Annotated in this window: 18 protein-coding genes; 10 read left to right on the top strand and 8 right to left on the bottom strand. The window is 75.7% G+C overall.

Features of this window, described 5'->3' with window-relative positions; all coding sequences use genetic code 11:
• Positions 1-74 precede the first annotated feature (74 nt).
• The 6 genes from alc to K7396_RS24010 all read right to left on the bottom strand — a co-directional run bounded on the left by alc (position 75) and on the right by K7396_RS24010 (position 6,461).
• Positions 75-1,220: an allantoicase gene (alc, locus tag K7396_RS24035; protein WP_152104427.1), complete on the bottom strand. Its 1,146-nt coding sequence runs from the start codon at positions 1,218-1,220 to the stop codon at positions 75-77.
• Between the two features lie 90 nt (positions 1,221-1,310).
• Positions 1,311-2,288: a LysR family transcriptional regulator gene (locus tag K7396_RS24030; protein WP_152104428.1), complete on the bottom strand. Its 978-nt coding sequence runs from the start codon at positions 2,286-2,288 to the stop codon at positions 1,311-1,313.
• A gap of 71 nt (positions 2,289-2,359) precedes the next feature.
• Positions 2,360-3,340: an acyl-ACP desaturase gene (locus K7396_RS24025; RefSeq protein WP_086716163.1), complete on the bottom strand. Its 981-nt coding sequence runs from the start codon at positions 3,338-3,340 to the stop codon at positions 2,360-2,362.
• A gap of 299 nt (positions 3,341-3,639) precedes the next feature.
• On the bottom strand, positions 3,640-3,888 hold the full coding sequence (locus tag K7396_RS24020) for a hypothetical protein (protein WP_086716161.1): 249 nt from the start codon (positions 3,886-3,888) through the stop codon (positions 3,640-3,642).
• Positions 3,885-6,185: a 4-alpha-glucanotransferase gene (gene malQ, locus K7396_RS24015; RefSeq protein WP_152104429.1), complete on the bottom strand. Its 2,301-nt coding sequence runs from the start codon at positions 6,183-6,185 to the stop codon at positions 3,885-3,887. Before malQ ends, K7396_RS24020 begins: the two co-directional genes overlap by 4 nt.
• Positions 6,186-6,191: 6 nt before the next feature.
• Positions 6,192-6,461 carry a hypothetical protein gene (locus K7396_RS24010; protein WP_086717658.1) on the bottom strand — a complete coding sequence of 90 codons (270 nt, stop codon included), beginning with the start codon at positions 6,459-6,461 and terminating at the stop codon, positions 6,192-6,194.
• A gap of 502 nt (positions 6,462-6,963) precedes the next feature.
• Between K7396_RS24010 and K7396_RS24005 the strand changes: the two genes are divergently transcribed.
• Positions 6,964-10,137, top strand: coding sequence for a beta-N-acetylglucosaminidase domain-containing protein (locus K7396_RS24005; RefSeq protein WP_086717656.1), 3,174 nt, complete (start codon positions 6,964-6,966; stop codon positions 10,135-10,137).
• Positions 10,138-10,331: 194 nt separating this feature from the next.
• On the opposite strand, the gene K7396_RS24000 is transcribed toward K7396_RS24005, so the two are convergent.
• A complete protein-coding gene (locus K7396_RS24000) occupies positions 10,332-10,868 on the bottom strand; it encodes an HNH endonuclease (RefSeq protein ID WP_006605595.1) in 537 nt (178 codons plus the stop codon).
• Between the two features lie 291 nt (positions 10,869-11,159).
• Here K7396_RS24000 and K7396_RS23995 point away from each other — a divergent pair, with 291 nt between their 5' ends.
• From K7396_RS23995 to K7396_RS23980, 4 genes are all read left to right on the top strand, one after another.
• Entirely contained in the window at positions 11,160-12,248 is a 1,089-nt protein-coding gene (locus K7396_RS23995) for a mechanosensitive ion channel family protein (protein WP_174886870.1), read from the top strand.
• A gap of 319 nt (positions 12,249-12,567) precedes the next feature.
• Positions 12,568-13,704, top strand: coding sequence for an ROK family transcriptional regulator (locus tag K7396_RS23990; protein ID WP_086719107.1), 1,137 nt, complete (start codon positions 12,568-12,570; stop codon positions 13,702-13,704).
• A 114-nt stretch (positions 13,705-13,818) separates the two neighbouring features.
• Positions 13,819-15,138, top strand: coding sequence for a 6-phospho-beta-glucosidase (locus K7396_RS23985; RefSeq protein WP_086719108.1), 1,320 nt, complete (start codon positions 13,819-13,821; stop codon positions 15,136-15,138).
• Positions 15,129-16,109, top strand: coding sequence for an N-acetylglucosamine kinase (locus K7396_RS23980; RefSeq protein ID WP_086719109.1), 981 nt, complete (start codon positions 15,129-15,131; stop codon positions 16,107-16,109). The genes K7396_RS23985 and K7396_RS23980 overlap by 10 nt, the downstream gene beginning before the upstream one ends.
• A gap of 40 nt (positions 16,110-16,149) precedes the next feature.
• On the opposite strand, the gene K7396_RS23975 is transcribed toward K7396_RS23980, so the two are convergent.
• Complete coding sequence (locus K7396_RS23975; RefSeq protein WP_086719110.1) at positions 16,150-16,842, bottom strand: FadR/GntR family transcriptional regulator; 693 nt, start codon at positions 16,840-16,842, stop codon at positions 16,150-16,152.
• 301 nt (positions 16,843-17,143) lie between these two features.
• On the opposite strand from K7396_RS23975, the gene K7396_RS23970 reads away from it, so the two are divergent.
• The 5 genes from K7396_RS23970 to K7396_RS23950 all read left to right on the top strand — a co-directional run bounded on the left by K7396_RS23970 (position 17,144) and on the right by K7396_RS23950 (position 24,999).
• The gene (locus tag K7396_RS23970; RefSeq protein WP_086719111.1) at positions 17,144-18,517 is read left to right on the top strand and encodes a hypothetical protein; all 1,374 of its coding nucleotides are present in this window, start codon (positions 17,144-17,146) and stop codon (positions 18,515-18,517) included.
• 20 nt (positions 18,518-18,537) lie between these two features.
• Positions 18,538-19,563: a glutamate ABC transporter substrate-binding protein gene (locus tag K7396_RS23965; RefSeq protein WP_086719112.1), complete on the top strand. Its 1,026-nt coding sequence runs from the start codon at positions 18,538-18,540 to the stop codon at positions 19,561-19,563.
• A 147-nt stretch (positions 19,564-19,710) separates the two neighbouring features.
• The gene (locus K7396_RS23960) at positions 19,711-21,033 is read left to right on the top strand and encodes a hypothetical protein (RefSeq protein ID WP_086719113.1); all 1,323 of its coding nucleotides are present in this window, start codon (positions 19,711-19,713) and stop codon (positions 21,031-21,033) included.
• Complete coding sequence (locus K7396_RS23955; protein WP_152104430.1) at positions 21,030-23,621, top strand: serine/threonine-protein kinase; 2,592 nt, start codon at positions 21,030-21,032, stop codon at positions 23,619-23,621. The genes K7396_RS23960 and K7396_RS23955 overlap by 4 nt, the downstream gene beginning before the upstream one ends.
• 1 nt (position 23,622) lies before the next feature.
• Positions 23,623-24,999 (top strand): PP2C family serine/threonine-protein phosphatase, encoded by a 1,377-nt coding sequence (locus K7396_RS23950; protein WP_152104431.1) that lies wholly within the window; start codon positions 23,623-23,625, stop codon positions 24,997-24,999.
• Positions 25,000-25,166: the final 167 nt, after the last annotated feature.

Here is a 25,166-nt window from a genome sequence, read left to right as displayed (position 1 = left end):
CGTACGCCGGGGCGCGCCGGTGTCCGCCGGGCCCCGGCCCCTCCCGCGGGGCCCGGCGGAAGAGGGGGTGCGGCTCAGCCGCCGAGGGCGGTGAAGCGGCTGCCGAGGGCTTCGCGGCCCGCCGCGGTGAGTTCGCCGTGCAGACGCAGCCGTGCCAGGCCGCCGTCGGGGAAGACGTCCAGCCGTACGTGGGTGGCCGTCACGGCCGCCGGCAGCCGGAAGCGGTGCGGGGTGTCGGGCTGGAGCCTGGTCTTCGGCAGGATCTCGAACCAGCCGGCCTCGTCGGACGGGTCGCCATTGCACCCGGACAGGGCGGCCCAGCCCGCGGAGTTGCCCTTGAGGTAGGCGGTGTCGATCTCCACGGCGCGGATCTCGCCCTGGGCGGCGAGCCGGAAGCGGACCCAGTCGTTCGTGCCCCGCACCCGGCGGCGGCGGTTCTCCCAGCCGTCGTCCATCTTGCGGGACAGGTCGGGCCGGATGAGCTGGGTGGGCGAGGAGTAGAAGCGGTCGGAGGCGTCCTCGACGGTGCCGCCGTGCAGCACCGACACCAGGTCGAGGGTGCCGAGCGCGTCGAGCCACTCCGGGTCCGGCACGACCTCGCCGTGGACCCTCAGGCGGGCTATGCCCCCGTCGGGGTGCTGCTTGAGCCGGAGGTGGGTGAAGCGGCGCTCCACGGTGACCGCGAAGCCGTTGGCGGCATGGCCGCGGACGGGCGTGCGCGGGACCAGCTCCTCCCACTTCACCCCGTCGGCGAGCAGCTCCTCGGGGCCGGGGCTGCCGGGGAGCGCGGTGGCCTCGACGGTGATCTGCTGGGGGTAGTTGCCCCGGAAGTGGGCGGTGTCGACGATCACGCCGCGGATCACGCCGGGGGCGGCGAGGCGGATCAGCGCCCAGTCGTGCTCGTCGTCGGCCGGGAAGGGGTGGTCGCCGTCGGCGCCGCGGCGGCGCCGGGTCTCCCAGCCGTCCATGATCTTGCCCTTGTGGCCGAAGTGCTCGGGGTCGAAGACCGCCGGGGTGGGCTTCAGCAGGTTCTCGCGCTCGGCGAAGAACTCGTCGTTCGCGGCGATCACCCCGGCGCCGAGGCGGCGGTCGGCGAGGTCGACGAGCGAGGTGAAGGGGAAGTCGCCGCCGCGGTAGTCGGCGTAGGGGTCTCCGCCGCCGTACGGGTTCGCGTCGTTGGCGTGCGGATCGGTGGCGTGGGCGGCCGGTTCGGCGGTCATCGTGGCCTTTCGACGAGGTGAACGGTGCGGACCCCTCCACGGTCGCAGCGCCCACCCCTCAGGTCCATCGAAAGTTTTTGAGGAATACGTTCAGCTGGGCTGAACGGTCGGGTCTCCCGGCGCCTGGGCGGCGGCCGCCTGCCGCAGCGCGGCGAGCACCCGCGCCAGGCCCGGCGCGGCCTCGGAGCCGCGGCGGACGGCGGCGACCACATGACGGCGCGGCTGGTCGGCGTCCAGGACCCGCACCGCCACTCCGCGGCCCCCGCCCCGTACGCCGCCCTCCGCCGCCCCGCGCCCGGCGGCCAGCCCGCCGGCCAGCGCCATCCGGGGCACCAGCGCCACACCCATGCCCGCCGCGACCATCGCCCAGATCGCGCTCCAGTCGGCGGCGGCGTGCGCCTGCTCGGGCACGAACCCGGCGTTCTCACAGGCGGCGGTGGTGATCTGCGACCAGGGGCCGCTGCTGCCGAAGATCCAGGGCTCGCCCGCGAGGTCGGCCAGCCGCAGCCCCGGCTCGCCGGCCCGCGGATGGCCGGCCGGCAGCGCCACGTCCAGCGGGTCGGCGAGCAGCGCGACCCGGCTGAACTTGGGGTCGCGCGGGGTGGGGGCGTGCGCGGCCAGCGACAGCGCCAGATCGACGCTGCCCTCGGCCAGCAGCTCGTACGCCGCCTCGGCCTCCGCCTCCCGTACGACGACCGACAGCCCCGGGTGGCTGGCGCGCAGACCCTGGACGGCCGGGACCACCAGGGCGGGGATGGCCGTGGAGAAGGCGCCGACCCGCACCTGGCCGGCCTCGCCCTGGAGGTAGCCGAGCAGGTCCGCGTCCGCACGCTCCAGCTGGGCGAAGACCGCCTCGGCGTGCCGCAGCACCAGCTGCGCGGCGTCGGTCAGCCGGACCCGCCGGCCCTGCGCCTCCAGCAGCGTGACCCCGAGCGTCTTGGCCAGCCCGGTCAGCTGCTGGGAGACCGCCGAGGGCGTCATGTGCAGCGCCTCGGCGGTCGCGGTGACCGTGCCCAGCTCGTGGAGGGTGCGCAGGATGCGCAGCTTCTTGAGATCCCAGTCGGCCATGCGGGCAGCGTACGCACCCGCCGGCCCGGTCACCCGCCCGCAGGCTGCGGCCCCTGGGAGGGCCCGCCGGGTCAGGCGCGGCGGTTGGCCTCGCGGCGGGCGAGGATGGCGGCCTGGCGCTCGTCGAACTTCCGCGCCTGGCCGTCCAGGCCGTCCATGAACAGCCCCAGCTCCTCCTGCGCGGCCAGCCCGGCCGGACCCAGCCCGCCGATCTCCAGCACCTTCAGGAAGCGCAGCACCGGCTGCAGCACGTCGTCGTGGTGGATCCGCAGGTTGTAGATCCCGCCTATCGCCATCCGCGCGGCGGACCGCTCGAAGCCGGGCATGCCGTGGCCGGGCATCCGGAAGCCGGTGACGACGTCGCGCACCGCGCACATGGTCTGGTCCGGCGCCATCTCGAAGGCCGCGCCCAGGAGGTTGCGGTAGAAGACCATGTGGAGGTTCTCGTCGGTGGCGATCCGGGCCAGCATCCGGTCGCAGACCGGGTCGCCGGAGTGGTGGCCGGTGTTGCGGTGCGAGATGCGGGTGGCCAGCTCCTGGAAGGCGACGTACGCCACCGAGTGCAGCATGCTGTGCGCGTTGTCGGACTCGAAGCCCTCCGACATGTGGGCCATGCGGAAGCGCTCCAGCTCGTCCGGGTCGACGGCGCGGCTGGTGAGGAGGTAGTCGCGCATCACGATGCCGTGCCGGCCCTCCTCGGCGGTCCAGCGGTGCACCCAGGTGCCCCAGGCGCCGTCGCGGCCGAAGAGGGTGGCGATCTCGTGGTGGTAGCTGGGGAGGTTGTCCTCGGTGAGGAGGTTGACCACGAGGGCGATCCGGCCGATGTCGCTGACCTTGGACTGCTCGGGCTCCCAGGCGTCGCCGTCCAGCGGCCCGGGGAAGTTGCGCCCGTCGCTCCAGGGCACGTACTCGTGCGGCATCCAGTCCTTGGCGACCTTCAGGTGGCGGTCGAGTTCCTTCTCGACGACCTCTTCGAGCGCGTAGAGCAGCTGAGCGTCGCTCCAGGCGGCCTGGCCGAGCTCTCCGTTATGGCGGGCGGGGGCGATGGTCACGGGGGAACTCCTGGGGACGATGACCTACGGGTCCGTAGGTTTGACCTACGGCTGCGTAGGTTACGTCATCGTAGGTTAGGGCCGGTTAAACACCTCCCCCCGAGCAAACCGGCCGAAAAGCCCTCGATAGCCGCCCCGCAACCCCTTTTCCACCTGCGGAAATATCCGGGTACGACAAAGGGCGCCCCTCGGTTCTGTCACCGATGGGCGCCCGGTCCGGGACGCTTTTCGACATGACGAAGGGCGCCCCGCGGTCCTGTGACCGCGAGGCGCCCCGAAGGCGTCACTGGTGCCCGGCGTCAGCCCTTGGAGCCGGCCTGCTTGCGGGACTTGTCGCCGGCGACGACCAGTCCGGCGATGACGAGGAAGAGCACGATGGGTGCAGCGACATAGAGGCCGAGCGTGGCGATCACGCTCAGACCCGGACCCGGGTCGTCACCATCGTCGCGGGTGAGCGCAAACGCGGGGGACGACATCAGCAGCATCAGCGCGGTGCCGGCGGTGATGGTTCCGGCGCGCAGGACATTCTTATTGACCTTGTTGCTCACGAAGTCAACGTATCGGACGCCCCCGCGCCCCGCGCGCCCGGGGTCGCACAACCGGCGGCCCCGGCCGGACGCGGCCACCACCGGCCGTCGGACACTTCGCGCATCAGCGCGTGCAGACGGGGCGAGGCGGCCAGTTCCTCCAGGGTGCGCGGACGGCCGTCGGGGCCGGCGAGCGGGAGCCGCCAGTTCGGGTACTCCTGCCAGGTCCCGGGGAGGTTCTGCGGGCGCCGGTCCCCCACCGCGTCGGGCAGCCAGACGCCCACCATCCGCGCCGGGGTCCGCAGCAGGAAGCGGTGCACGGCCTTGACCGCCGCCTCCTCGTCGGCCACCCCTTCGGGCAGCAGGCCGCGCCGCACCAACTCCCGCAGCCATTCGGTGCGTTCGCACCGGGCGCGGGAGCGCTCCCGCTCCGGCGGCCCGGCCAGCAGCCCGAGCCGTTCGCGCAGGGCGACGTCCTCACCGGTCAACCGGGCCGCGGTGGGCGGCAGATCGTGGGTGGTGACGGTGGCCAGACAGGCACCGCGCCACTCCTCGGGCGCCAGGATGCGGGCGGCGGGGGCGGGGGCGGGCTTCGGGGCGGGATCCGGGGCGGGCTCGGAGGCCGGCTTCGGGACGCGGGCCGGGGCCCGGTCCCCGGCGGGATCCGAGGCGGCTTCCGGGCCGGCCTCCCCGCCCCGTCCGCCCGTTTCCCCGCCCGGCCCGCCGGCCTCCCCGCCCCCGTAGTCCCGCTCGAACCACAGCACCGACGTCCCCAGGACGCCCCGTTCGGCGAGCGCGCCGCGGACGCCCGGTTCGACGGTGCCCAGGTCCTCGCCGATCACCGCGGCGCTAGCCCGGTGCGCCTCCAGGGCGAGCACCGAGAGCATCGCCTCACCGTCATAGCGCACATAGGCGCCCTCCGTCGGCGGCCGGCCCTCCGGGACCCACCACAGCCGGAACAGCCCCATCACATGGTCGATACGCAGCGCCCCGGCGTGCCGCAGCATGCCGCGCAGCAGGTCCCGGTAGGGGGCGTACCCGGCGGCGGCCAGCGCGTCCGGACGCCAGGGCGGCAGCCCCCAGTCCTGGCCGCGGGAGTTGAAGGCGTCCGGCGGCGCCCCGACGGACATCCCGGCGGCGAAGGCGTCCTGCTGCGCCCAGGTGTCGGCACCGGAGGGGTGGACGCCGACGGCGAGGTCGTGCACCAGCCCGACTTCCATCCCGGCCTCCCGCGCGCTGCGCTGGGCGTCGGCCAGTTGCTGGTCGGTGAGCCAGGCGAGCCGGCTGTGGAAGTCGATCCGGTCCAGCAGCCGCGGCCGCAGCCGGGCCGTGGCCGGGGAGCGCGGGTCGCTCAGCCCGTCGGGCCAGCCGCGCCAGTCGGGGCCGTGCCGCTCGGCGAGCGCGCACCAGGTGGCGTGGTCCTCCAGAGCCTGTCCCTGCTCGGCGAGGAAGTCGCAGTACGCGGCCCGGCGGCCCGGGGTCAGCGGGATGGTCCCCACCAGCTCCAGGGCCTCGCGTTTGAGCGCCCAGACCGCGTCCCGGTCGATCAGCGCGCCCCCGTCGAGCACCCCGTCGCGCAGCTCCCGGGCCCGCGCGGCGAGTTCGTCGGCCCGTAATCGCGCGGCGCCGGTGAGCCGGGCGTACTCCGGGATGTGCTCGATGCGCAGATGGACCGGGTCGGGGAAGCGGCGCGAGGAGGGGCGGTAGGGCGAGGGGTCGGTGGGCGGGCCGGGGACGGCCGCGTGCAGCGGGTTGAGCTGGAGGAAGCCGGTGCCCAGCGCGCGCCCGGACCAGGCGGCGAGGTCGGCGAGGTCCCCCAGGTCGCCCATGCCCCAGGACTGCCGGGACAGGAGGGAGTAGAGCTGCACCAGGAAGCCGTGGCTGCGGCCGGGCGGCGCGGGCACCCGGTCGGGCGCGACGATCAGCCGGGCGCGGGCGCCGCGGCCGTCGGGGGCGGCGGCGTGCAGCGCGTGGATGCCGAGGGGCAGCCGGGCCAGGGCCGCGAGATCGGAAGCCGCCGGGCCTTCCGCGGTGGCCCCGCCCTCGGTCTCGACCCGCAGGACGGTGCCTTCGGGGAGAGGGGCGAGGTCGGGCGGGCGGCCCGGTCGGGCGACGACGGTGGGGGGAAGCAGGGCGCGGGCCGCGCGGTCCTCGTGCGCGGCCAGGGCGCTGCGGACGGCCTGCGGCGTGGAGGCGTCGACCCCCAGTGCGGCGAGCACGGCGACGACGGTGTCACCGGCGACCTGGACGCTCCTGCCCGGCGAGGGCTCGTAGGAGGTGGCGATGCCGTGCAGCCGGGCGAGCCGCGCGCGGCCCATGGGTCCTCAGACCTCCATGGACTCCGTACCCAGGCCGGCGGCTGTCGGCTCGCTGGTCAGCGGCAGCTCGGCGGAGATCGGGACCTCGCTGGTCAGCGGGGCGGCGTCGGCGAGCGGGGGCTCGCTGGTCAGGGGCGGCTCGACGAAGCTGAAGGAGCCGGAGCCGTCCAGGCCGGAATCGGGGTCGGACACCCCGTCGAAGATGTCGGACTCCATCGTCGCACCTCCCGGTTTGGAGGACAGGGCGTCGAGGAGCAGCTGAGCGGATGCGGCCACGAGGGCCTCCCGTTCATCGGTAATGGGACACGTTGGCCCTACCCACTCGACACGATCGCAGACGTATCTGCTCACGAAACGTGTCCCACGTCACATTATCCCCCACGCAGGCGATTTCACTGCGCGGAGCCCCGGAGGGCGTACAGAACGCCGGGAAGCGGGGCCCGGGGACGGAATTCCTGCGGACCGGGAACCACCCCGGGACGGCTCTCGGCACCGCCTGGGAAGGGGGTCGCCGGCCCGCTCGCCGAGGGGCCGGCGACAGGGCCGCGGCCGACCGTCCAGGACCCGCCATCGCCTTGTTGACACCCGAACCGCCACAATGGTGGGCTCACGGCCGAAGGTCTGCCCGAACGGGCATCGGCGGGGTAAATCGGGGCGCCGGTGCGGACCGGCGGGTGATGGACGGGGACGAGGAGCAGCCGTGCGAGGCCGGGGCGGATGGAGCGTCGGAAGTATCGGTAGGAGCGGCAGGGGGACCGGCTCGGGTGCGCGGGCGCGGGTGGCGGGGACCACCGCGCTGGCCGCCGCGGTCATCGGGGGTCTGCTCGGCGGGGTGCCCAGCGCCCAGGCGGCGCCCGCCGACCACACCGTCGGCGCCGCCCCCGACCAGCCGGACCGGCCGGCCGGCGCCGGGCGGCTGCCCGCCGTCTGGCCGCGCCCGCAGTCGATGCGGGAGCTCGGCACCGCCGTGCCGCTGGGCGAACAGGCGACCCTGGTGGCCGCCCCGGACACCGACCCCTACACGCTGGACGTGCTGCGCGACCTGCTGCGGGACGCCGGAGTGCGCACCGTGCGGCAGGTGGCGCCCGGCGACCGGCTGCCCGCGGCCGGGCCGGTGATCCGGGTCGGCGGCGAGCAGGCCGCGGACGCCCTGCGGGCGCTGCGGGCACCGGCCCGCGGCGACCTGCCCGCCGGCGGCTACCGCCTGGCCGTGGGCCAGGTCGCGGGCCGGGACACCGTCGCCCTGGACGGCGTCGGCCCCGACGGCCTCTTCCACGGGGCGCAGACGCTGCGGCAGCTGGTCACCGACGGCACGGAAGGGTCCTCCCGGACCGGCTCCGGGGGCGGTTCCGGCCGGGGCGGCGGGCGGCGGACCGGCCGTCAGCTGGCCTCGGTCGCCGTACGCGACTGGCCCGGCACCGCTGTGCGCGGCACCACCGAGGGCTTCTTCGGGCAGCCCTGGAGCCAGGCCCAGCGGCTCGCCCAGCTGGACTTCATGGGCCGCACCAAGCAGAACCACTACCTGTACGCGCCGGGGGACGACCCGTACCGCCAGGCGCGGTGGCGCGACCCCTACCCGGCCGACCAGCGCGCCGGCTTCCGTGCGCTGGCCGAGCGGGCCCGCGCCAACCACGTCACGCTGGGCTGGGCCGTCGCCCCGGGCCAGGCGATGTGCCTGTCGTCCGAGGAGGACCTGCGGGCGCTGCGGCGCAAGGTGGACGCGATGTGGGCGCTGGGCGTGCGCTCCTTCCAGCTGCAGTTCCAGGACGTCAGCTACAGCGAGTGGCACTGCGACGCCGACGCGGACGCGTTCGGCTCCGGCCCCCGGGCCGCCGCCGAGGCGCAGGCCAAGGTCGCCAACGCGCTCGCCGCGCACCTGGCGCGGCGCCACCCGCAGGCCCCGGCGCTCTCGCTGATGCCGACCGAGTACTACCAGGACGGCACGACGGCCTACCGCCGGGCGCTGTCCGACGCGCTCGGCGACCGGGTCGAGGTGGCCTGGACCGGCGTGGGCGTGGTCCCGCGGACCATCACCGGCGGCGAGCTGTCCACCGCCCGCCAGGCGTTCGGCCACTCCCTGGTCACCATGGACAACTACCCGGTCAACGACTACGCCCAGGACCGGATCTTCCTCGGCGCCTACCGCGGCAGGGAACCGGCCGTCGCCACCGGCTCCACGGCGCTGCTCGCCAACGCCATGGAACAGCCCCTCGCCTCGCGCATCCCGCTGTTCACGGCCGCCGACTACGCCTGGAACCCGCGCGACTACCATCCCGACCGGTCCTGGGACGCGGCCGTCGACGATCTGGCGGGCGGCGACGCGCGAGGCCGTGCCGCGCTGCGCGCGCTGGCCGGCAACGCCTCCTCCTCGCTGCTGGACCGGACCGAGTCGGGGTATCTGCGACCACTGATCGACCGCTTCTGGAAGGCCCGTGAGACGGCCGTCAACCACGGCCGGCCCGGCCGGGACCCGGACCTCGCCAAAGCGGCCGAGGCGCTGCGGGCCGCGTTCCGCACCATGAGCACGGTGCCCCGCGACCTGCGCCCGGACCTGGCCACCGAGATCCGTCCGTGGGCCGAGCAGCTGGCCCGCTACGGCAGCGCCGGCGAGCAGGCCGTCGACACGCTCATGGCGCAGGCCCATGGCGACGGCGACGCGGCCTGGTCGGCCCAGCGCGCGGTGCAGCGGCTGCGCACGGAGTGCGCGCACAGCCCGGCGACGGTCGGCAAGGGCGTGCTGGCGCCGTTCCTCCAGCGGGCGATGACCGAGGCCGACGCCTGGACCGGCGCCCGCCGGGACACCCCCCGGCCCGACGGCGGCGCCGGCACGACGTCCCTGACCGTCCCCTTCCAGCGCACCCGCCCGCTGGCCGCGGTGACCGCCCTGACCGACCCGGGCCCGTCCGCGGGCGCCGTCTCCGTCGAGGCGCACGTCCCGGGCGAGGGCTGGCGCCGCCTCGACCGCCTCTCCCCCACCGGCTGGACCGAGTCGAAGACCCCCGGGCTGCGCGCCGACGCGGTACGGCTGACCTGGGCGAAGGGCGCGGACGCCCCGGCCGTGCACGCCGTCACGCCCTGGTTCGACGACACCCCGGCCGCCGGCCTCGAACTGTCCCGCAAGGAGGCGGACGCCCAGACCGGCGGCAGCGCCACGGTCGACGCCCTGGTCTACTCCCGCCGCCCCGGCGACGTCCGCGGGAAGCTGTCGGTCAAGGCGCCCAAGGGCTTCACGGTGCACGCCCCCGCGAAGGTCACCGCGCCGCGCGGCGGCACGGCCACGGTCCGGATCACCGTCGACGTCCCCGAGGACGCCCCGTCGGGGACGTACGGGATCCCGGTGGAGATCGGCGGCGCGGAGCAGACGCTGACGGTGCGGACGTACCCGCGCACCGGCGGCAGGGACCTGGCGCGCGGCACCGTCGCCACCTCTTCCGGGGACGAGACCGCCGGCTTCCCGGCGTCGGCGGCCACCGACGGCGACCCCGCGACCCGCTGGTCCTCCCCCGCCGAGGACGGCGCCTGGCTGCAGTTCGCGCTGGCCCGCCCGACCCGCCTCGGCCGGGTCGTCCTGAACTGGCAGGACGCCTACGCCGCCCGCTACCGCATCCAGGTCTCGGCGGACGGCCGCAGCTGGCGCACCGCGGCCACGGTCCGGGACGGCAAGGGCGGCCGCGAATCCATCAGGATGGACGCCAAGGACGCCCGGTTCGTCCGTGTCCAGGGCGACAAGCGGGCCACCCGCTTCGGCTACTCGCTGTGGTCGGTGGAGGCGTACGCGGTCGCGGGACAGGGGCCGGACGACGCCGACCGGACGCCGGCGGACCCGGACCACGGGCCGGACGGCACGGACCGGGGGCCGGCCGGGAAGGGCGACGGCCCGGGCGGCAGGAACGGCTCCGGGCCGGCCGGGAAGGGGAAGGGGCCCGAGCAGTCGGGCGCGGGCCACGACTGAGGGCAGGCGCCCACCGGGGCGCGCGGGCGGCCCCCTCGGGACAACGGGCTGCCGTCGTGGGCGCCGCGGGACCCTCGTCGCCGCGGCGCGCGGCCACGGGGCGAGGGTCCGGCGGCGTCCGCCCCGGCCGGAGCGGGACGTCCCCTGGAGCCCGGGACGTCCGGCACCACCGTCGAAGACGCAGAAACCCGGACCTACGCCGATACGGCGTCGATCCGGGCCAGGGCGTCATCCGCGCCGTACGGCTGCAAATACGGCAGCCAGCGCGGGTCACGATGGCCCGTACCGATGATCCGCCACGCCAGTCCGGACGGCGGGGCGGGCTGATGCCGCAGCCGCCAGCCGATCTCGGCGACATGGCGGTCGGCCTTGACGTGGTTGCAGCGCCGGCAGGCGGCGACGACGTTCTCCCAGGTGTGCTGACCTCCGCGGCTGCGCGGGATGACGTGGTCGACGCTGGTTGCGACGCCACCGCAGTACATACAGCGCCCGCCGTCACGGGCGAACAGCGCCCGGCGGGTCAGGGGCACGGGGCCGCGAAAGGGCACCCGCACGAACCGCTTCAAGCGGACCACGCTCGGAGCGGGTATGACATGGGTCGCACTGTGCATCAGGGCGCCGGACTCCTCGAGGCTGACAGCCTTCTCATTGAGGACGAGGATGAGCGCGCGGCGGAGCGGTACGACGCCGAGCGGCTCGTACGACGCGTTGAGGACCAGGACATGCGGCACGGGTGCCTCCTTGTACGCCGGCGGCGCGTGGCTCGCGCCGGGACGATCTCCCCACAGTGTCCCCCGGTGCCTGGTGAGAGCGCCACCATGACCGAGTAACGGGTCGGAGGTGTTTTCCACCACACACCAGCACGTCCGTCCGGAACCGGGCTCATTCCGGCCTCCGCACAACTATCCGACTCGAACAAGGGCGCGGACCGCTCCCGTTGCCCCGTTAGTGTGGTTGGTCTGCCCGGTTTCTCGGGGTCCCGCCGAGGCCCGGGTCTGCTGTCCCACACGGAAGGTTCGACTGTGTTCTGGTCCGCTTCGCCGGCCGCCGGCGCGCACCTGCGCGCCGCCACGCCCGGCTCATCCGGCCCGACGTCGCTCGACGACGCCACGGACAAGGCCACCAACGCCGCCGGCTGGGTGCAGGAGAACTGGGGGACGTGGCTCACGTCCGGCCTGCAGATCTTGCTCATCATCGTGATCGCGGTGGTGCTGCGGCATGTGATCCGCCGCACGATCACCAAGCTCATCGAGCGGATGAACCGCACCGTGGCCGCCGCCCAGGGCACCGCGCTGGGCGGTCTGCTCGTGAACGCCGAGAGACGCCGGCAGCGCTCCGAGGCCATCGGCTCGGTGCTGCGCAGCGTCGCCTCGTTCGTGATCATGGGTACCGCCGCGCTGACGGTGCTCTCCGTCCTGAAGATCAACCTGGCGCCGCTGCTGGCCAGTGCCGGTGTGGCCGGTGTCGCCATCGGTTTCGGCGCCCGCAACCTCGTCACCGACTTCCTCTCCGGCGTCTTCATGATCCTGGAGGACCAGTACGGCGTCGGCGACGAGATCGACGCCGGGGTGGCCACCGGCACGGTCATCGAGGTCGGCCTGCGCGTCACCAAGCTGCGCGGCCCCAACGGCGCGATCTGGTACATCCGCAACGGCGAGGTCAAGCGGATCGGCAACCTCAGCCAGGGCTGGTCCACCGCCGCCGTCGACGTGGTGATCGCCGCCGACCAGGACCTGGAGCGCGCCCGCGAGACCATCACCTCCGCCGGCGAGGAGATGTCCAAGTCCGAGCCCTGGAACGAGCAGCTGTGGGAAGGCGTGGAGGTCCTGGGCCTCAGCGAGGTGCACCTCGACACGGTCACCATCAGCGTTTCGGCCAAAACCATGCCCGGCAAGGCCCCCGGCGTGGAACGCGAACTGCGCTGGCGCATCAAGCGCGCCCTCGACGCCGCCGGCGTCCACCTCGCCCCCCGCCCGGCCCCCGAGGAAGAGGATGAGGAGGCCGCCGACCCCACCGCCGCCATGTCCGCCCCCTCCGCCCTCAACAACCCCCTCTCCCCCCAGTCCATGGCCACCAACCCGATCGCGGCGCCGTCGAAGATGGGGAAGTAGCACCCCGCCACGCCGCACCGCCGTGACGCCCCGGGCCTCGCTCGCCGAGCCCGGGGCGTCACGCGTCGCCGTCCCTGTGACGGGGCGCCGGACGCCCCTGTCCGGCGAGTGGCGGGCGGGCAGGAGCCCCGCGGACCGCCGCGAAGTCGCTCCGCTCGCCCCATTGACGCGCCCCCGCCCGCCCCCTACCTTCCTGTGGAGTTATTGGAAGGTTTGTTAACAGATGAGCGGTCCGTGGGGCCGCCGGTGGGCGGGGTGGGGCATGGGTGCGGGGCAGGGTGTGCGGGGGGTGCCGGGGACGCCGCGGGTGTTGCGGGCCATGAACGACCGGGCCGCGCTCGATCTGCTGGTGGCGCGGGGGCCGTTGACCCGTACGCAGATCGGGGAGCTGACCGGGCTGTCGAAGCCCACCGCCTCGCAGGTGCTGGCGCGGCTGGAGGCGGCGGGGCTGGTGCGGTCGGCCGGGAACGTGACCGGGCGGCCGGGACCCAGTGCGCGGCTCTACGGGATCGATCCGGCGGCGGCGCACGTCGCCGCGCTGACCGTCGACCGGCAGGGGGTCACCGCCGCCCTCGCCGACCTCACCGGGCAGGTGCTCGGGCAGGAGCGGGTCGGCACCGGCGACGCGGCCCAGGACGCGCCGCAGCGGACGACGCGGCTGGTCGCGCGGGCCTTCGACGGGGCACTGACCCGGGCCGGGCTGGCCCGCGAGCAGGTGCACGGGGCGGTGATCGGCACGCCCGGCGCGCTGGACCCGCGGACCGGGCGGCTGCGCTACGCGCCGCACCTGCCGGGCTGGCACTCGCGGGCGCTCAAGGAGGAGCTGACGGAGGTGCTGGGCACGCCGGTCACCATCGAGAACGACGTGAATCTGGCGGCGGTCGCCGAGCAGTACGAGGGGGCGGCGCAGGGCGTCGGCGACTTCGTGCTGGTGTGGGTCGACGAGGGGGTCGGCGCCGCCATCGTGCTGGACGGCCGGCTGCTGCGCGGGACCACCGGGGGCGCGGGCGAGATCGGCTATATGCCGCTGCCCGGTGCCCCGTTGTCCCGGGGCGGCGACCGCAGCGCCGCGCGGCCGGACGCCGGCGGCGGCTTCCAGCGGCTCGTCGGGGCGCCGAGCGTGCTCGCGCTGGCCCGGGAGCACGGGGACCCGCGGGTCCGTACGGTCGCCGGGGCGCTGGCGCGGGACGAGGTCCGGGCGGAGGTCGCACGGCGGCTGGCGACCGGGATCGCGGCGGTGGTCGCGGTGGTCGACCCACGGCTGGTGGTGCTCTGCGGCGAGGTCGCCCACGCCGGCGGGGAAGCGCTGCGCGCCCTGGTCGAGGAGGAGTTCACCGGCCTCGCGCTGCCCCGCCCCGCGCTGCGCCTGAGCGAGGTCGACGGCCCGCCGATCCTCATCGGCGCCCTGCGGACCGCCCTCGCGCAGGCGCGCGACGCGGTGTTCCCCACGGGGTGAGGGGGCCTCGCCGCGACGCCGCCCGCCCGCGGCGCCGTGCACGCTCGTTGTCCGCTTCGCACAGAAGGTCTTCGTCGAAGGCGTCACGCTCACCGGAGTGAAGGGCTGATCCGTATGCCGGCTTTCCAGGGACGTACCGCGCACCCCGGCTTCAAGCTCGCCGTGGTCGGCGGCGGCTCGACCTACACCCCCGAACTCGTCGACGGTTTCGCGCGGTTGCGGGACGTCCTGCCGCTCGCGGAGCTCGTCCTGATCGACCCGGCGGCGGACCGGCTGGAGCTGGTGGGCGGCCTGGCCCGGCGGATCTTCGCCCGGCAGGGGCATCCGGGCCGGATCTCCTGGACCGCGGACCTGGACGCCGGCGTGGACGGCGCGGACGCCGTGCTGCTGCAACTGCGCGTCGGCGGCCAGGCCGCCCGCCACCAGGACGAGACCTGGCCGCTGGAGTGCGGCTGCGTCGGCCAGGAGACCACCGGCGCCGGCGGCCTCGCCAAGGCGCTGCGCACGGTCCCGGTCGCCCTGGACATCGCCGAACGGGTGCGCCGGCGCACCCCCCGGGCCTGGATCGTCGACTTCACCAACCCCGTCGGCATCGTCACCCGCGCGCTCCTCGCCCACGGCCACCACGCCGTCGGGCTGTGCAACGTCGCCATCGGCTTCCAGCGCAGGTTCGCCGCGCTGCTGGGCGTCCCGCCCGGCGAGGTCGAGCTGGAGCACGTCGGCCTCAACCACCTCACCTGGGAGCGGGCCGTGCGCGTCGGGGGCGAGGACGTGCTGCCCCGGCTGCTGACGGAACACGGCGACGCCCTCGCCGACCACCTGCGCCTGCCCCGCGCGCTCCTCGACCGCCTCGGCGCCGTCCCCTCCTCCTACCTGCGCTACTACTACCAACACGACGCGGTCGTCGCGGAGTCGCGCGGCAGACCCTCCCGGGCCGAGGAGGTCGCCGCCCTCGAACGGCGGCTCCTGGAGCAGTACGGCGATCCGGCGCTCGACGAGAAGCCGGAGCTGCTGTCGCGGCGCGGCGGCGCCTTCTACTCGGAGGCCGCGGTGGCGCTCACCGCGTCCCTCCTGCGGGACACCGGGGACACCCAGGTCGTCAACACCCTCAACCGCGGCACCCTGCCGTTCCTGCCCGACGACGCGGTCATCGAGGTGCCGGCGACCGTGGACGCCACAGGTGCGACGCCGCTCCCCGTGCGCCCCCTCGAACCGCTGTACGCCGGGCTGGTCGCCCACGTCACCGCCTACGAACACCTCGCCCTGGAGGCCGCGCTGTGGGGCAGGGGCGGCCGGCGGGCGGACCGGGCCGGCGGGCGCGACGCCGTGTTCTCCGCGCTCCTCGCGCACCCCCTCATCGGCCAGACCGACCGCGCCGGCCGGCTCACCGACCAGCTGCTCGCGCACAACCGGGAGCACCTGGCGTGGGCCTGACGGGCAGGGCGCTCGCCGTCGACGCGGGCAACAGCAAAACCGACGTGGCGCTGGTGGCCGCGGACGGCGAGGTGCTCGGCACGGCACGCGGCGGCGGCTTCCGGCCGCCGGTGGCAGGCGTCGGCCCCGCGGTCGACGTCCTGGCGCCGCTGGTGCGGTCGGTCCTGGCCGGGGCCGGACACACCGGCCCCGTCGACCGCCTCTCCGCCTTCCTCGCCAACGCCGACCTCCCCGTGGAGGAGGCCGCCCTCACCGCCGAGATCGCGGGCCGCGGATGGGCGCGCACGGTGCACGTCCGCAACGACACCTTCGCGCTGCTGCGGGCCGGGCTGCCGGACGACGGGGAGCGGGTGGGCGTCGCCGTGGTGTGCGGGGCGGGCATCAACTGCGCGGGGACCGGCCGCGCGGGGGCCACCGCGCGCTTCCCCGCCCTCGGGAGGCTCTCCGGGGACTGGGGCGGCGGCGCGTTCCTCGCCGACGAGGCGCTGTGGTGCGCGGCCCGTGCCGAGGACGGCCGCGGCGCGCCGACCGGGCTGGCCACGGCCCTGCCCGCGCACTTCGGCCTGACCACCGTGGCGGAGCTGACCGAGGCCCTGCACCTGCGGTCCCTGCCCGGCCACCGCCGCCACGAGCTGACGCCGCTCCTCTTCGCCGTCGCGGACTCCGGCGACGCCGTCGCCCGCGCCCTCGTGGCCCGCCAGGCGGAGGAGATCGCCCTGCTGGCCGGCGTCGCCCTGGACCGGCTCGGCCTCCTCGGCGCCCCGGTCCCCGTGGTGCTGGGCGGCGGGGTCCTGGCGGCCCGGCACCCCCTCCTCGACGACCAGGTCACCCGGCTCCTCGCCGAACGCGCCCCCGGGGCCCGCCCCCTTGTGGTGACCGCCCCGCCGGTCCTGGGCGCGGCCCTGGACACCCTGGACCGGGCGGGGGCGGAGCCGGGGGCCTATCGGCGGTTGAGGCGGGCGTGGGAGTGACAGGTCGCCTTCGGGAAGGGCCCCTCTGCCCGGTCCTGCCTCAGTCCTCCCCGGGAAGCGCCAGGTCCCGTACGTGCCCGGCGAGGAGGAGGACCGCGGCGTCCACGGCGGCCTGCGGGTCGCGGGCGCGGATGGCGTCGGTGAGGCGGGAGTGCGGGTCGTCGGGAGCGGCGGTGGCGGTGTCCAGGCAGGCGGCGCGCCGGAGTTCCTCGCGCAGGGCCGCGCTCAGGGAGCGGTAGATGTCGGCGAGGACGGGGTTGTCGCTCGCCTCGGCGACCAGGACGTGGAACTCCGCGTCGGCGGCGGTGAACGCCTCGTCGTCCTGCGCGGCGAGGGCCGCCCTGCGGCGGGTCAGCGCGGCCTCGATCCCGGCGAGCTGGGCGTCGGTGCGGTGCTTGGCGGCCTGGCGGGCGGCGACCACGTCGAGGCCCTGGCGGACCTGGGTGACATGGCTGAGCTCGGCGCGTTCGAGGCGGCGGCGCAGGGCGACCGCGCTGTCGTCGTCGGAGATCACGAAGGTGCCGTCGCCCTGCCGGGGCTCCAGGAGGCCGGAGTGCACCAGGGAGCGGACGGCCTCGCGGACCGAGGCGCGGCTGACGCCGAGGGTGTCGGAGAGCGCGCTCTCGGGCGGGATGCGGCTGCCCACCGGCCAGGTGCCGTTCACGATCTGGGCGCGGATCTCGTCGGTCGCGGTCTCCACGAGCGACACCCTGCCCTTGCGGACCGACTGCACGAGCTCACTCCCCCTCCGGCGCGGTGTCCGGTATCCGGTCTCACCTGATGTCTGACGACTTGCCGCCCACTGTAGTGCGGGCCCCGGTGGCGGCGGCCCCGCGAGCCCCGGCCCTGGGGAGCGTCCGCCCCGGTGGCGGGACAGGCCCGCCGGATCGCGATCCGAACAAGATCGGGGCAATCGCGGTGTGTGCCCCGGCGGCTGCGGACATACTGCTGCCCATGCACCAGTCCTCCGTGTGAGCGCTCCCTGCGCCGGGCACGGGGGCCGGTACCGAAGTCAGCGCCCAGGGGGAGGTTCCGTGTCGATCAGCAGCGCCTCACCGCCGGCCACGGGGCGCAGGACGGCCTGGGCCGAGGGGCTGGACGAACTGCGGGCCGCGGCGCGCACGGAGCCGGGCCGTCTGCGGGTGATCGGCGCCGTACTGGCCCTGCTGGTGGTGGTGTTCGGGGCGGTGACGGCCTGGCAGGTCACGAACCGGGCGGCGGCCGCCGACGACGTCGTGGAGCACAGCCAGCCGCTGACCGCGGACGCGGCGAGCATCTACCGCTCGCTGGCGGACGCCGACACGACGGCCGCGGCCGGCTTCCTGGCCGGCCGCAAGGAGAACGGGGCGATCCGCGACCGCTATGCCGCCGACCTCTCCACCGCATCCGCGCTGCTGGTCAAGGCGGCCGCCAACAGCGGTGGTTCGCCCGCGGCACGCGCGCAGATCGCCCGGCTCAACAGCGGGCTGCCCCGCTACACGGGCCTGGTGGAGACGGCGCGGGCCAACAACCGGCAGGGGCTGCCGCTGGGCGGCGCGTACCTGCGGTACGCCAACGAGCAGATGCGGACGGAACTCCTCCCCGCCGCACGCGCGTTGTACGACGCGGAGACGGACCGGCTGACGGCGGACTACCGCGCGGCCGGGTCCCGGCCGTGGCTCGCGACGGGGGCGGGGGTGGTGGCGATCGGCGCGCTGGGGTGGGCGCAGCGGCGGCACTACCGGCGCACCAATCGGGTGTTCAACCGCGGCCTGGTGGCGGCGACGGCCGCGTCCGCCGTGGTGTTGGTGTGGCTGGTGGCGGGGCATACGGTGGCGCGTACGGGCCTGACGGGTTCGTACGAGCACGGTGCCCGGTCGCTGCGGGTGCTCAACGAGGCGCGGATCGACGCGCTGCGGGCGCGCGGGGACGAGAACCTCACGCTGGTGGCGCGCGGTGCGGTGCTGACCGGGAGCGGGCAGGATTTCTACGAGGCCGGTTTCCGGTCCGGGATGGCGGATCTGGCGGGCGGGGGCGAGCACGGCGATGCGGGGCCGGGGAGCAGGCTGGGCGCGGCACTGGCGCTGGCGGACGACGAGGCCGGGCGGCGTCCGGTGCGCGAGGCGCTGACCGGGGTGCGGCAGTGGCAGGAGCGGCACGGCGCGGCGCGGGCGGCGGACGACAAGGGCGACTACGAGTGGGCGCTGGCCAAGGTGATCGGCCCCGAGGGGTCCACCGGCGAGTCCTTCGACCGGGTGGCCGCCGGGCTGCAGCGGGCGCTGGTGCACGAGCAGGCGGAGTTCCGGTCGGCGGCGGACGCCGGGCGGGCGGCGCTGGGCGGCCTCGCGGTGGGAGCCGCGGTGCTGGCGGCGGCGGGAGCGGTGGGCGCGGTGCTGGGGATCGGCCGCAGGCTGGCGGAGTACCGGTGACGGGGTCCGGTGGGAGAGGGATGCGGGTGCGCGCGCGTGGCCTGGTGAATCTGCGGGCCGTGCTGGCACCGGTCGCCTCCGGGATGGGGGTGATGGCCGCGGCCGCCGCCGTCCTGGTGCCGGCGCTGGGCGGCGACGCCGCGCGGGACGCGCCCGGTCCCGGCCGGGTCCCCCCTCCGGCGGCGACGCACCGGGCGTACGTCCCGGGAGCGGCGCAGGCCGCGCCGGCTTCCGCGCCGTGCACGGCGCGCACCGCCGCGGAGAGCCTGCGCCCCTCCTCGGAGGACGGCGCGGCGGTGAAGCGGATCAAGGAGAGGGGCCAGCTGGTCGTCGGGGTGGACCAGAACACCTACCGGTGGGGGTACCGCGATCCGGCCACCGGCGAGCTGGAGGGCTTCGACATCGACCTGGCGCGGGCGATAGCCGAGGACATCCTCGGGCCGCGTCCGCCCGTGGTCTTCAAGGCGGTGCCCACCAACCAGCGGATCCCGGCGCTGCGGAAGCGCTCGGTCGACATGGTGGTGCGGACGATGACGGTCAACTGCGTGCGCAAGCAGCAGGTGGCGTTCTCGACCTCGTACTTCCAGGCGGGCCAGCAGGTGCTGGCCCCGGTCTCCTCGGCGGTCACGGCGTACGACGATTCGCTGCGCGGCAAACGCGTGTGCACGGCGGCGGGTTCGACCGGCGAGACCGCGCTGAGGGCGCGGCCGCACGGCGCGAAGGTGCTGACGGTGCCCAATCAACTCGACTGTCTGGTGCGGCTGCAGCTGGGCCGGGCGGACGCGGTGGTCACGGACAGCGCGCTGGCGGCGGCGCAGGCGGCACAGGATCCGGCAGTGGAGCTCAAGGGCAAGCCCTTCACGGACGAGTCCTATGGCGTGGCGATGAACAAGGACGACACGGATCTGGTGCGGCGGGTGAACAAGGTCCTGGACGACTACCGCGGCGGCGGCGCCAAGAGCCCCTGGATGCGGGCCTACCGCACCTGGCTGCGGGCCGACCTGCCGGGCATATCGGGGCCGCCTTCGCCGCAGTACAGCGACTGATCGCTCCAAGGAGCGGACCACCCCCGCCGAACGCCCCGGGAGGCCCCGATGCCGTCACTATGGAACAGGACGTGGGAGGAGCAGCGAGCAGCGGCCGCCCGGCCGCGCCGAACGCCGTGCACCGTACACGAAGTGGAAAGGTGATCGATGGGGGTCCCTGGATCCTTCCCCGGCCCTGCGGGGCGGCCCGATGCCCCGGTGCTGGACCGGGAGGAGGTGGACCGCGCCCTGGCGCGGCTCGGTGCCGAGTACGAGGCGATCGAGACATCACTGCTCGCGTTGCAGGACCACGCGGGGCGCCGGCTGCTGGAGGGCGCCGGCGTGACCGGGCGCACCAAGGAGCGCTGGGCCGAGGCGGAGCGGTCCATCACGGTCCTGTGGACGCTGTTCGACGCGTACACGGCGGCGCTGGAGAGCGCGCGTGAGCTGCGGGCGCGGCGGCGCCGGCCGTCGCCGGAGGACCTGGCGGAGCTGACCGAACTGCTGCACGGCGACGGGGTGACGGTGCCGGAGGCGGCCGCGGCCGGCATCGACGCCCCCGGGTCTCCGGCGCCGTCGGGCGAACGGTTCAGCCTGGAGGGGCTCGTCGAGCGGATGAACGGGCTGTACGCCCGGTCGCTGGACGTCATCGTCGCCGCCGACGCGGTCTGGTCGACGCTGCCCGCCCGGATAGACCTGCTCTCCGCCGAGCTGCAGCGGACGCGTTCGCTGGCGCACTCGGTGGGCGTGCGCCCCGGTGAGCACCCGGCGGGCGACGACCTGGAGCGGATCACGGACGAACTGGTGCGGCTGCGGGCCGAGGTGATCGCGGATCCGCTGGCGTACTGGGTGTCGTCGTCGACGGGGAGTTCGGCGCCGGGCGGGGGCCGTCCGGACACCGGGCGCTACGACCGCGCGGCCCGTGCGCTGGAGGACATCCGGCGGGAGGTGGCGGCGGTCCTCGACGTCCGGCAGGACGCGGAGCGGCGGCTGATGCAGCTGCGGGACGTGCTGTCGCGGGCGGACCGCACGCTGACCGAGGCGCGGCAGGCCCGCGGCGAGGTGCTGGCGAAGATCGCCGCGTCGGAGGTGCCGGCGGTCAGCGGCCCGTCGACGGCGCTGCACGAACAGCTGGCGGCGGCCGCCGACTACCGCAGGCGGGCGCAGTGGCACCGGCTGTCGCCGCTGCTGGAGAGCCTGGAGGAGCGGGCCGAGGACGAACTCCTGCGGGCCCGCGAGTCGTTGACCGCGGTGACGGCGCCGCTGGCGGTGCGGGCCGAGCTGCGCGGCCGCCTCGACGCGTACCGCGCGAAGCTCGCACGTCACGGTTTGGCGGAGGATCCGCTGCTGACCGAGCGGTACGACGTCGGGCGGCGGATGCTGTGGAGTGCGCCGTGCGATCTGCGCGCGGCCGAGCAGGCGGTGTGGCGCTATCAGCAGGCGGCGGCGGAGGCGTTGGCGGTGCAGCGGGAGGGCAGGGGGGATTCGTGACGGAGCGGGCCGACGAGCGCTGCCAGCGGCGGGAGTGCGCGGGCAGCTACGAGGATGTCGGCGGCGGTGAGCTGTACTGCGACCTGTGCGGGCTGGCGCCGGTGGTCTCGCCGGACGGCCTGGTGTCGTCGCCGCCCACCGGGCTGACCGGCCGGGCGCTCGCCGACGAGGCGACGGACCGGGCATTCGCCGGTGCCGCGGCGGACCGCGAGGCGGCGGGCGCGCTGCTGACGGTGCCCTCGCCCGCCCCCGGTTCCGGCGCCGGCACGCCGACCGCGCGCCCCTCGGCGTCGCGCCGCTCGGTGCCCGGACGGCTGTCGCAGGGCACGTCCGGCGAGGCGGCGGTGTCGCTGCGCGGGGCGGGCAGCGGCTCGTCGTCCGCGGCGGCGCGGGGGCGCCTGGGCGCGGGGCTGGTGACGGTGCCGGAGGTGCCGCGGCCCGATCCGCGGACGGCGGTGCTGGCGGACCCGGAGGTCCCGGAGCGCAAGCGGTTCTGCAGCCGCGCGGACTGCCGGGCTCCGGTGGGCCGGGCGCGCGGCGAGGAGCCGGGCCGCACGGAAGGGTTCTGCGCCAAGTGCGGCCACCCGTACAGCTTCGTGCCCAAGCTGCGGCCCGGCGACATGGTGCACGGCCAGTACGAGGTCGTGGGCTGTCTGGCGCACGGCGGGCTCGGCTGGATCTACCTCGCGACGGACCACGCGGTCTCCGACCGGTGGGTGGTGCTCAAGGGGCTGCTGGACACCGGCGACGAGGAGGCGCTGGCGGTGGCGATGTCCGAGCGGCGCTTCCTCGCCGAGATCGAGCACGCCAACATCGTGCGGATCTACAACTTCGTGGAGCACCTCGACCGGGCGACGGGCAGCCTCGACGGCTACATCGTCATGGAGTACGTCGGCGGCAAGTCGCTCAAGGAACTCGCCAACGACCGGCGCACGCCCCGGGGCAGGCGCGATCCGCTGCCGGTCGAACAGGCCTGCGCGTACGGCATCGAGGCGCTGGAGGCGCTCGGCCACCTCCACCGCCGCGGCTACCTCTACTGCGACTTCAAGGTCGACAACGCCATCCAGCAGCACGACCGGCTCAAGCTGATCGACATGGGCGCGGTGCGCAGGATGGACGACCACGAGAGCCCGATCTACGGCACGATCGGCTACCAGGCGCCGGAGGTCGCCGCGCTGGGCCCGTCCGTCGCCTCCGACCTCTACACCGTCGCGCGCACCCTCGCGGTCCTCACCTTCGACTTCCAGGGCTACACCAACGTCTTCGCGGACTCCCTGCCCGACCCCGACCACATCGAGGTGTTCCGCACCTACGAGTCGTTCTACCGGCTGCTGGTGCGCGCCACGGACCCGGACCGGGGGCGCAGGTTCGCCTCGGCGGAGGAGATGGCCGAGCAGCTGACGGGCGTGCTGCGGGAGGTGGTGGCGCTCCAGTCGGGCGAGCCGCGGCCCGCGCTGTCCCCGCTGTTCGGGCCCGAACTGCGGGTGGTCGACACGGAGCTGACGGCCCCCGCGGAGGGCGACAGTTCGCGGCTGGGCGCGCGGGGCGCCGGGCCGGCGCGCCGGGCGGAGCCGGCCCCCGGCGGCCCCGCGCTGCTCCCGCTGGACGTCGCCGGCGCCGCCCTGGCCCTGCCGGTGCCGCGGGTCGACCCGGGCGATCCGCACGCCGAGCTGCTGGCCGGGCTGCTGGCCGCCCCGCCCGCCGACCTGCTGGGTGCCCTGCGCTCGGCGCCCGTCGACTCCCTGGAGGTCCGGCTGCGCGCGCTGCGCGCCCATCTGGAGACGGGCGACGGCGCGGCGGCGCGGCGGGTGCTGGCGGAGATCGCCGCGGCGCCCGCCGAGGAGTGGGCCTCCGCCCGCCGGGGCGGCGACGAGCCCGACGCCTGGGGCGCGGACTGGCGGGTGGTGTGGCACCGCGGCGTGGTGGCGCTGTGGGGCGGCGACCGCGAGAGCGCCGCGATGGCGTTCGACGCGGTGTACGACGCGTTCCCCGGTGAGCCGGCGCCGAAGCTGGCGCTGGGGATCTGCGCGGAGCTGCTGGGGCAGTTGGACAACGCGGTGGAGTACTACCGCCTGGTGTGGGCGACCGACCGCAGCTATGTCAGCGCGGCGTTCGGGCTGGCGCGGGTGCGGCTGACGGCGGGCGAGCGCGCGGGCGCGGTCGAGGCGCTGGAGTCCGTCCCGGAGTCGTCCATCCACTACATAGCGGCGCGGATCGCGGCGGTCCGCGCCCGGCTGCGGGACCGGCCGCCCCGCGATCCGCTGCTGGTGGATCTGCACGCGGCCGCCGAACAGGTCGAGGCGCTCGCGGACTTCGGTCTGGACGCCGAACGAAGGGAACAACTCACCACCGAAGTACTGGGCAGCGCCCTGGACTGGGTACTCTCCGGTAGCCACGGTGCCGGGCCGGACGGCGCGGCGGCCGTGGACGAGCGGGGCTCGTTGCTCGGCAGCCCGCTGGACGAGCGTGGTCTGCGGTTCGGCCTGGAGGGGTCGTACCGCCTGCTGGCACGGCTGGCGCAGCGTGGTGAGAAAAGGATCGAACTGGTGGAACGGGCCAACCGCTTCCGCCCCAGGACGTGGGTGTGACATGGGTGTGACTGGGCCGTCCCGGTGTCCGGGCTGTGACGAACCGCTGAACGCGGGAGACAACTTCTGCGGGCGGTGCGGCGCCGAGCTCCTGGCGCCCGCCGCGCCGCCGGCGTACGGCGCCCCGCCCGCGCCCGGCGCCGTACCGCCCCCGCCGCCGCTGCCGCCGTCGCCCCCCGGGCCGCCCGGCCCGCCGCCGCCGGACCCGCAGGCCCGCCTCCCGTACGGCGACCCGGCCGCGCCGTCCGGCCATGTCCCGCCGCCGCCCGGCCATGCGCCCGCGGTGCCCGGCCCGGCCACGGCCGCCGCACCACCGCCCGCCGACCCGCGCGTCGCCGGGTACGAGGCGGTGGCCGACGCGGCGGCGGCCGACGCGGCAGCCGCCGGGTCCGGCGCCCCGGCCACGGAGGAGGCCGCGCCCGCTCCGGCAGCCGACGCGCCCGCCGGCACCCCCGCCCACGGCACCGCCCTGTGCGCCGTCTGCCGGTCCGGCGCGGTGGGGCCGGACGGCTACTGCGAGCGCTGCGGCCACGCCCGGCCCCGCGAACGCGACCACATGGAGCGCGCGTTGGCGGGTGTCGCGGCGGTCAGCGACCTCGGCCACCGGCACCACCGCAACGAGGACTTCTTCGCGCTGCGCTCCGCCACCCTCCCGGACGGCAGCCCCGCCGTGGTCGCGGTGGTCTGCGACGGCGTCTCCTCGGCGACCCGCCCCGACGAGGCGTCGGCGGCGGCGTCCGAGGCCGCCGGCGAGGCACTCCAGGCGTCGCTGCCGCACGGCACCCACCCCCAGCAGGCCATGCACGAGGCGATCCTCGCGGCCTCCTCCGCGGTCGACGCGCTGGCCGCCGACCCCGCCGCCGCCCATGACGAGCACCACCGGCAGAACGCCCCCGCCTGCACCTTCGTCGGCGCGGTGGTCGGCGGCGGACTGCTGACCGTCGGCTGGGTCGGCGACAGCCGCGTCTACTGGATCCCCGACGACCGCACGGCGCCGCCCGCCCGGCTCACCGAGGACGACTCCTGGGCCGCCCAGATGGTCGCCAACAACCTGATGTCGGAGGCCGAGGCGAACGCCGACGAGCGGGCGCACGCCATCACCGGCTGGCTCGGCGCGGACGCCTACGAGGTCGAGCCGCACACCGCCACGTTCAAGCCGGACGGTCCCGGTGTCGTGGTGGTGTGCACCGACGGGCTGTGGAACTACGCGGAGTCCGCGGAGCAGATGGCCGCGGTGCTGCCGCACGACGCGCCCGCCCACCCCCTCGACAGCGCCCGCACCCTGGTCACCCACGCCCTCGACGGCGGCGGGCACGACAACGTCACGGTGGCACTGGTGCCGTTCCCCGCCCCCGCGGGGCAGGCCGCACCGGCCTGACCGGCCCAGCACCGGACACGCCGGACACCGGCGGGGCGCGCGGCACATCGGACGCCCCGCCGGCGAGGAACGGCGCGTCAGGGGCGGGAAGCCGGCGCTCCCCGCCCCGTCCACGGAAAACAGCACCACGCACCGCGCACCCGATCGACCGGTTACGGCGTCCCGAG

This window comes from Streptomyces angustmyceticus, assembly GCF_019933235.1.
Taxonomy (GTDB): Bacteria; Actinomycetota; Actinomycetes; order Streptomycetales; family Streptomycetaceae; genus Streptomyces; species Streptomyces angustmyceticus.
This window is presented reverse-complemented; position numbering and strand designations above follow the sequence as displayed.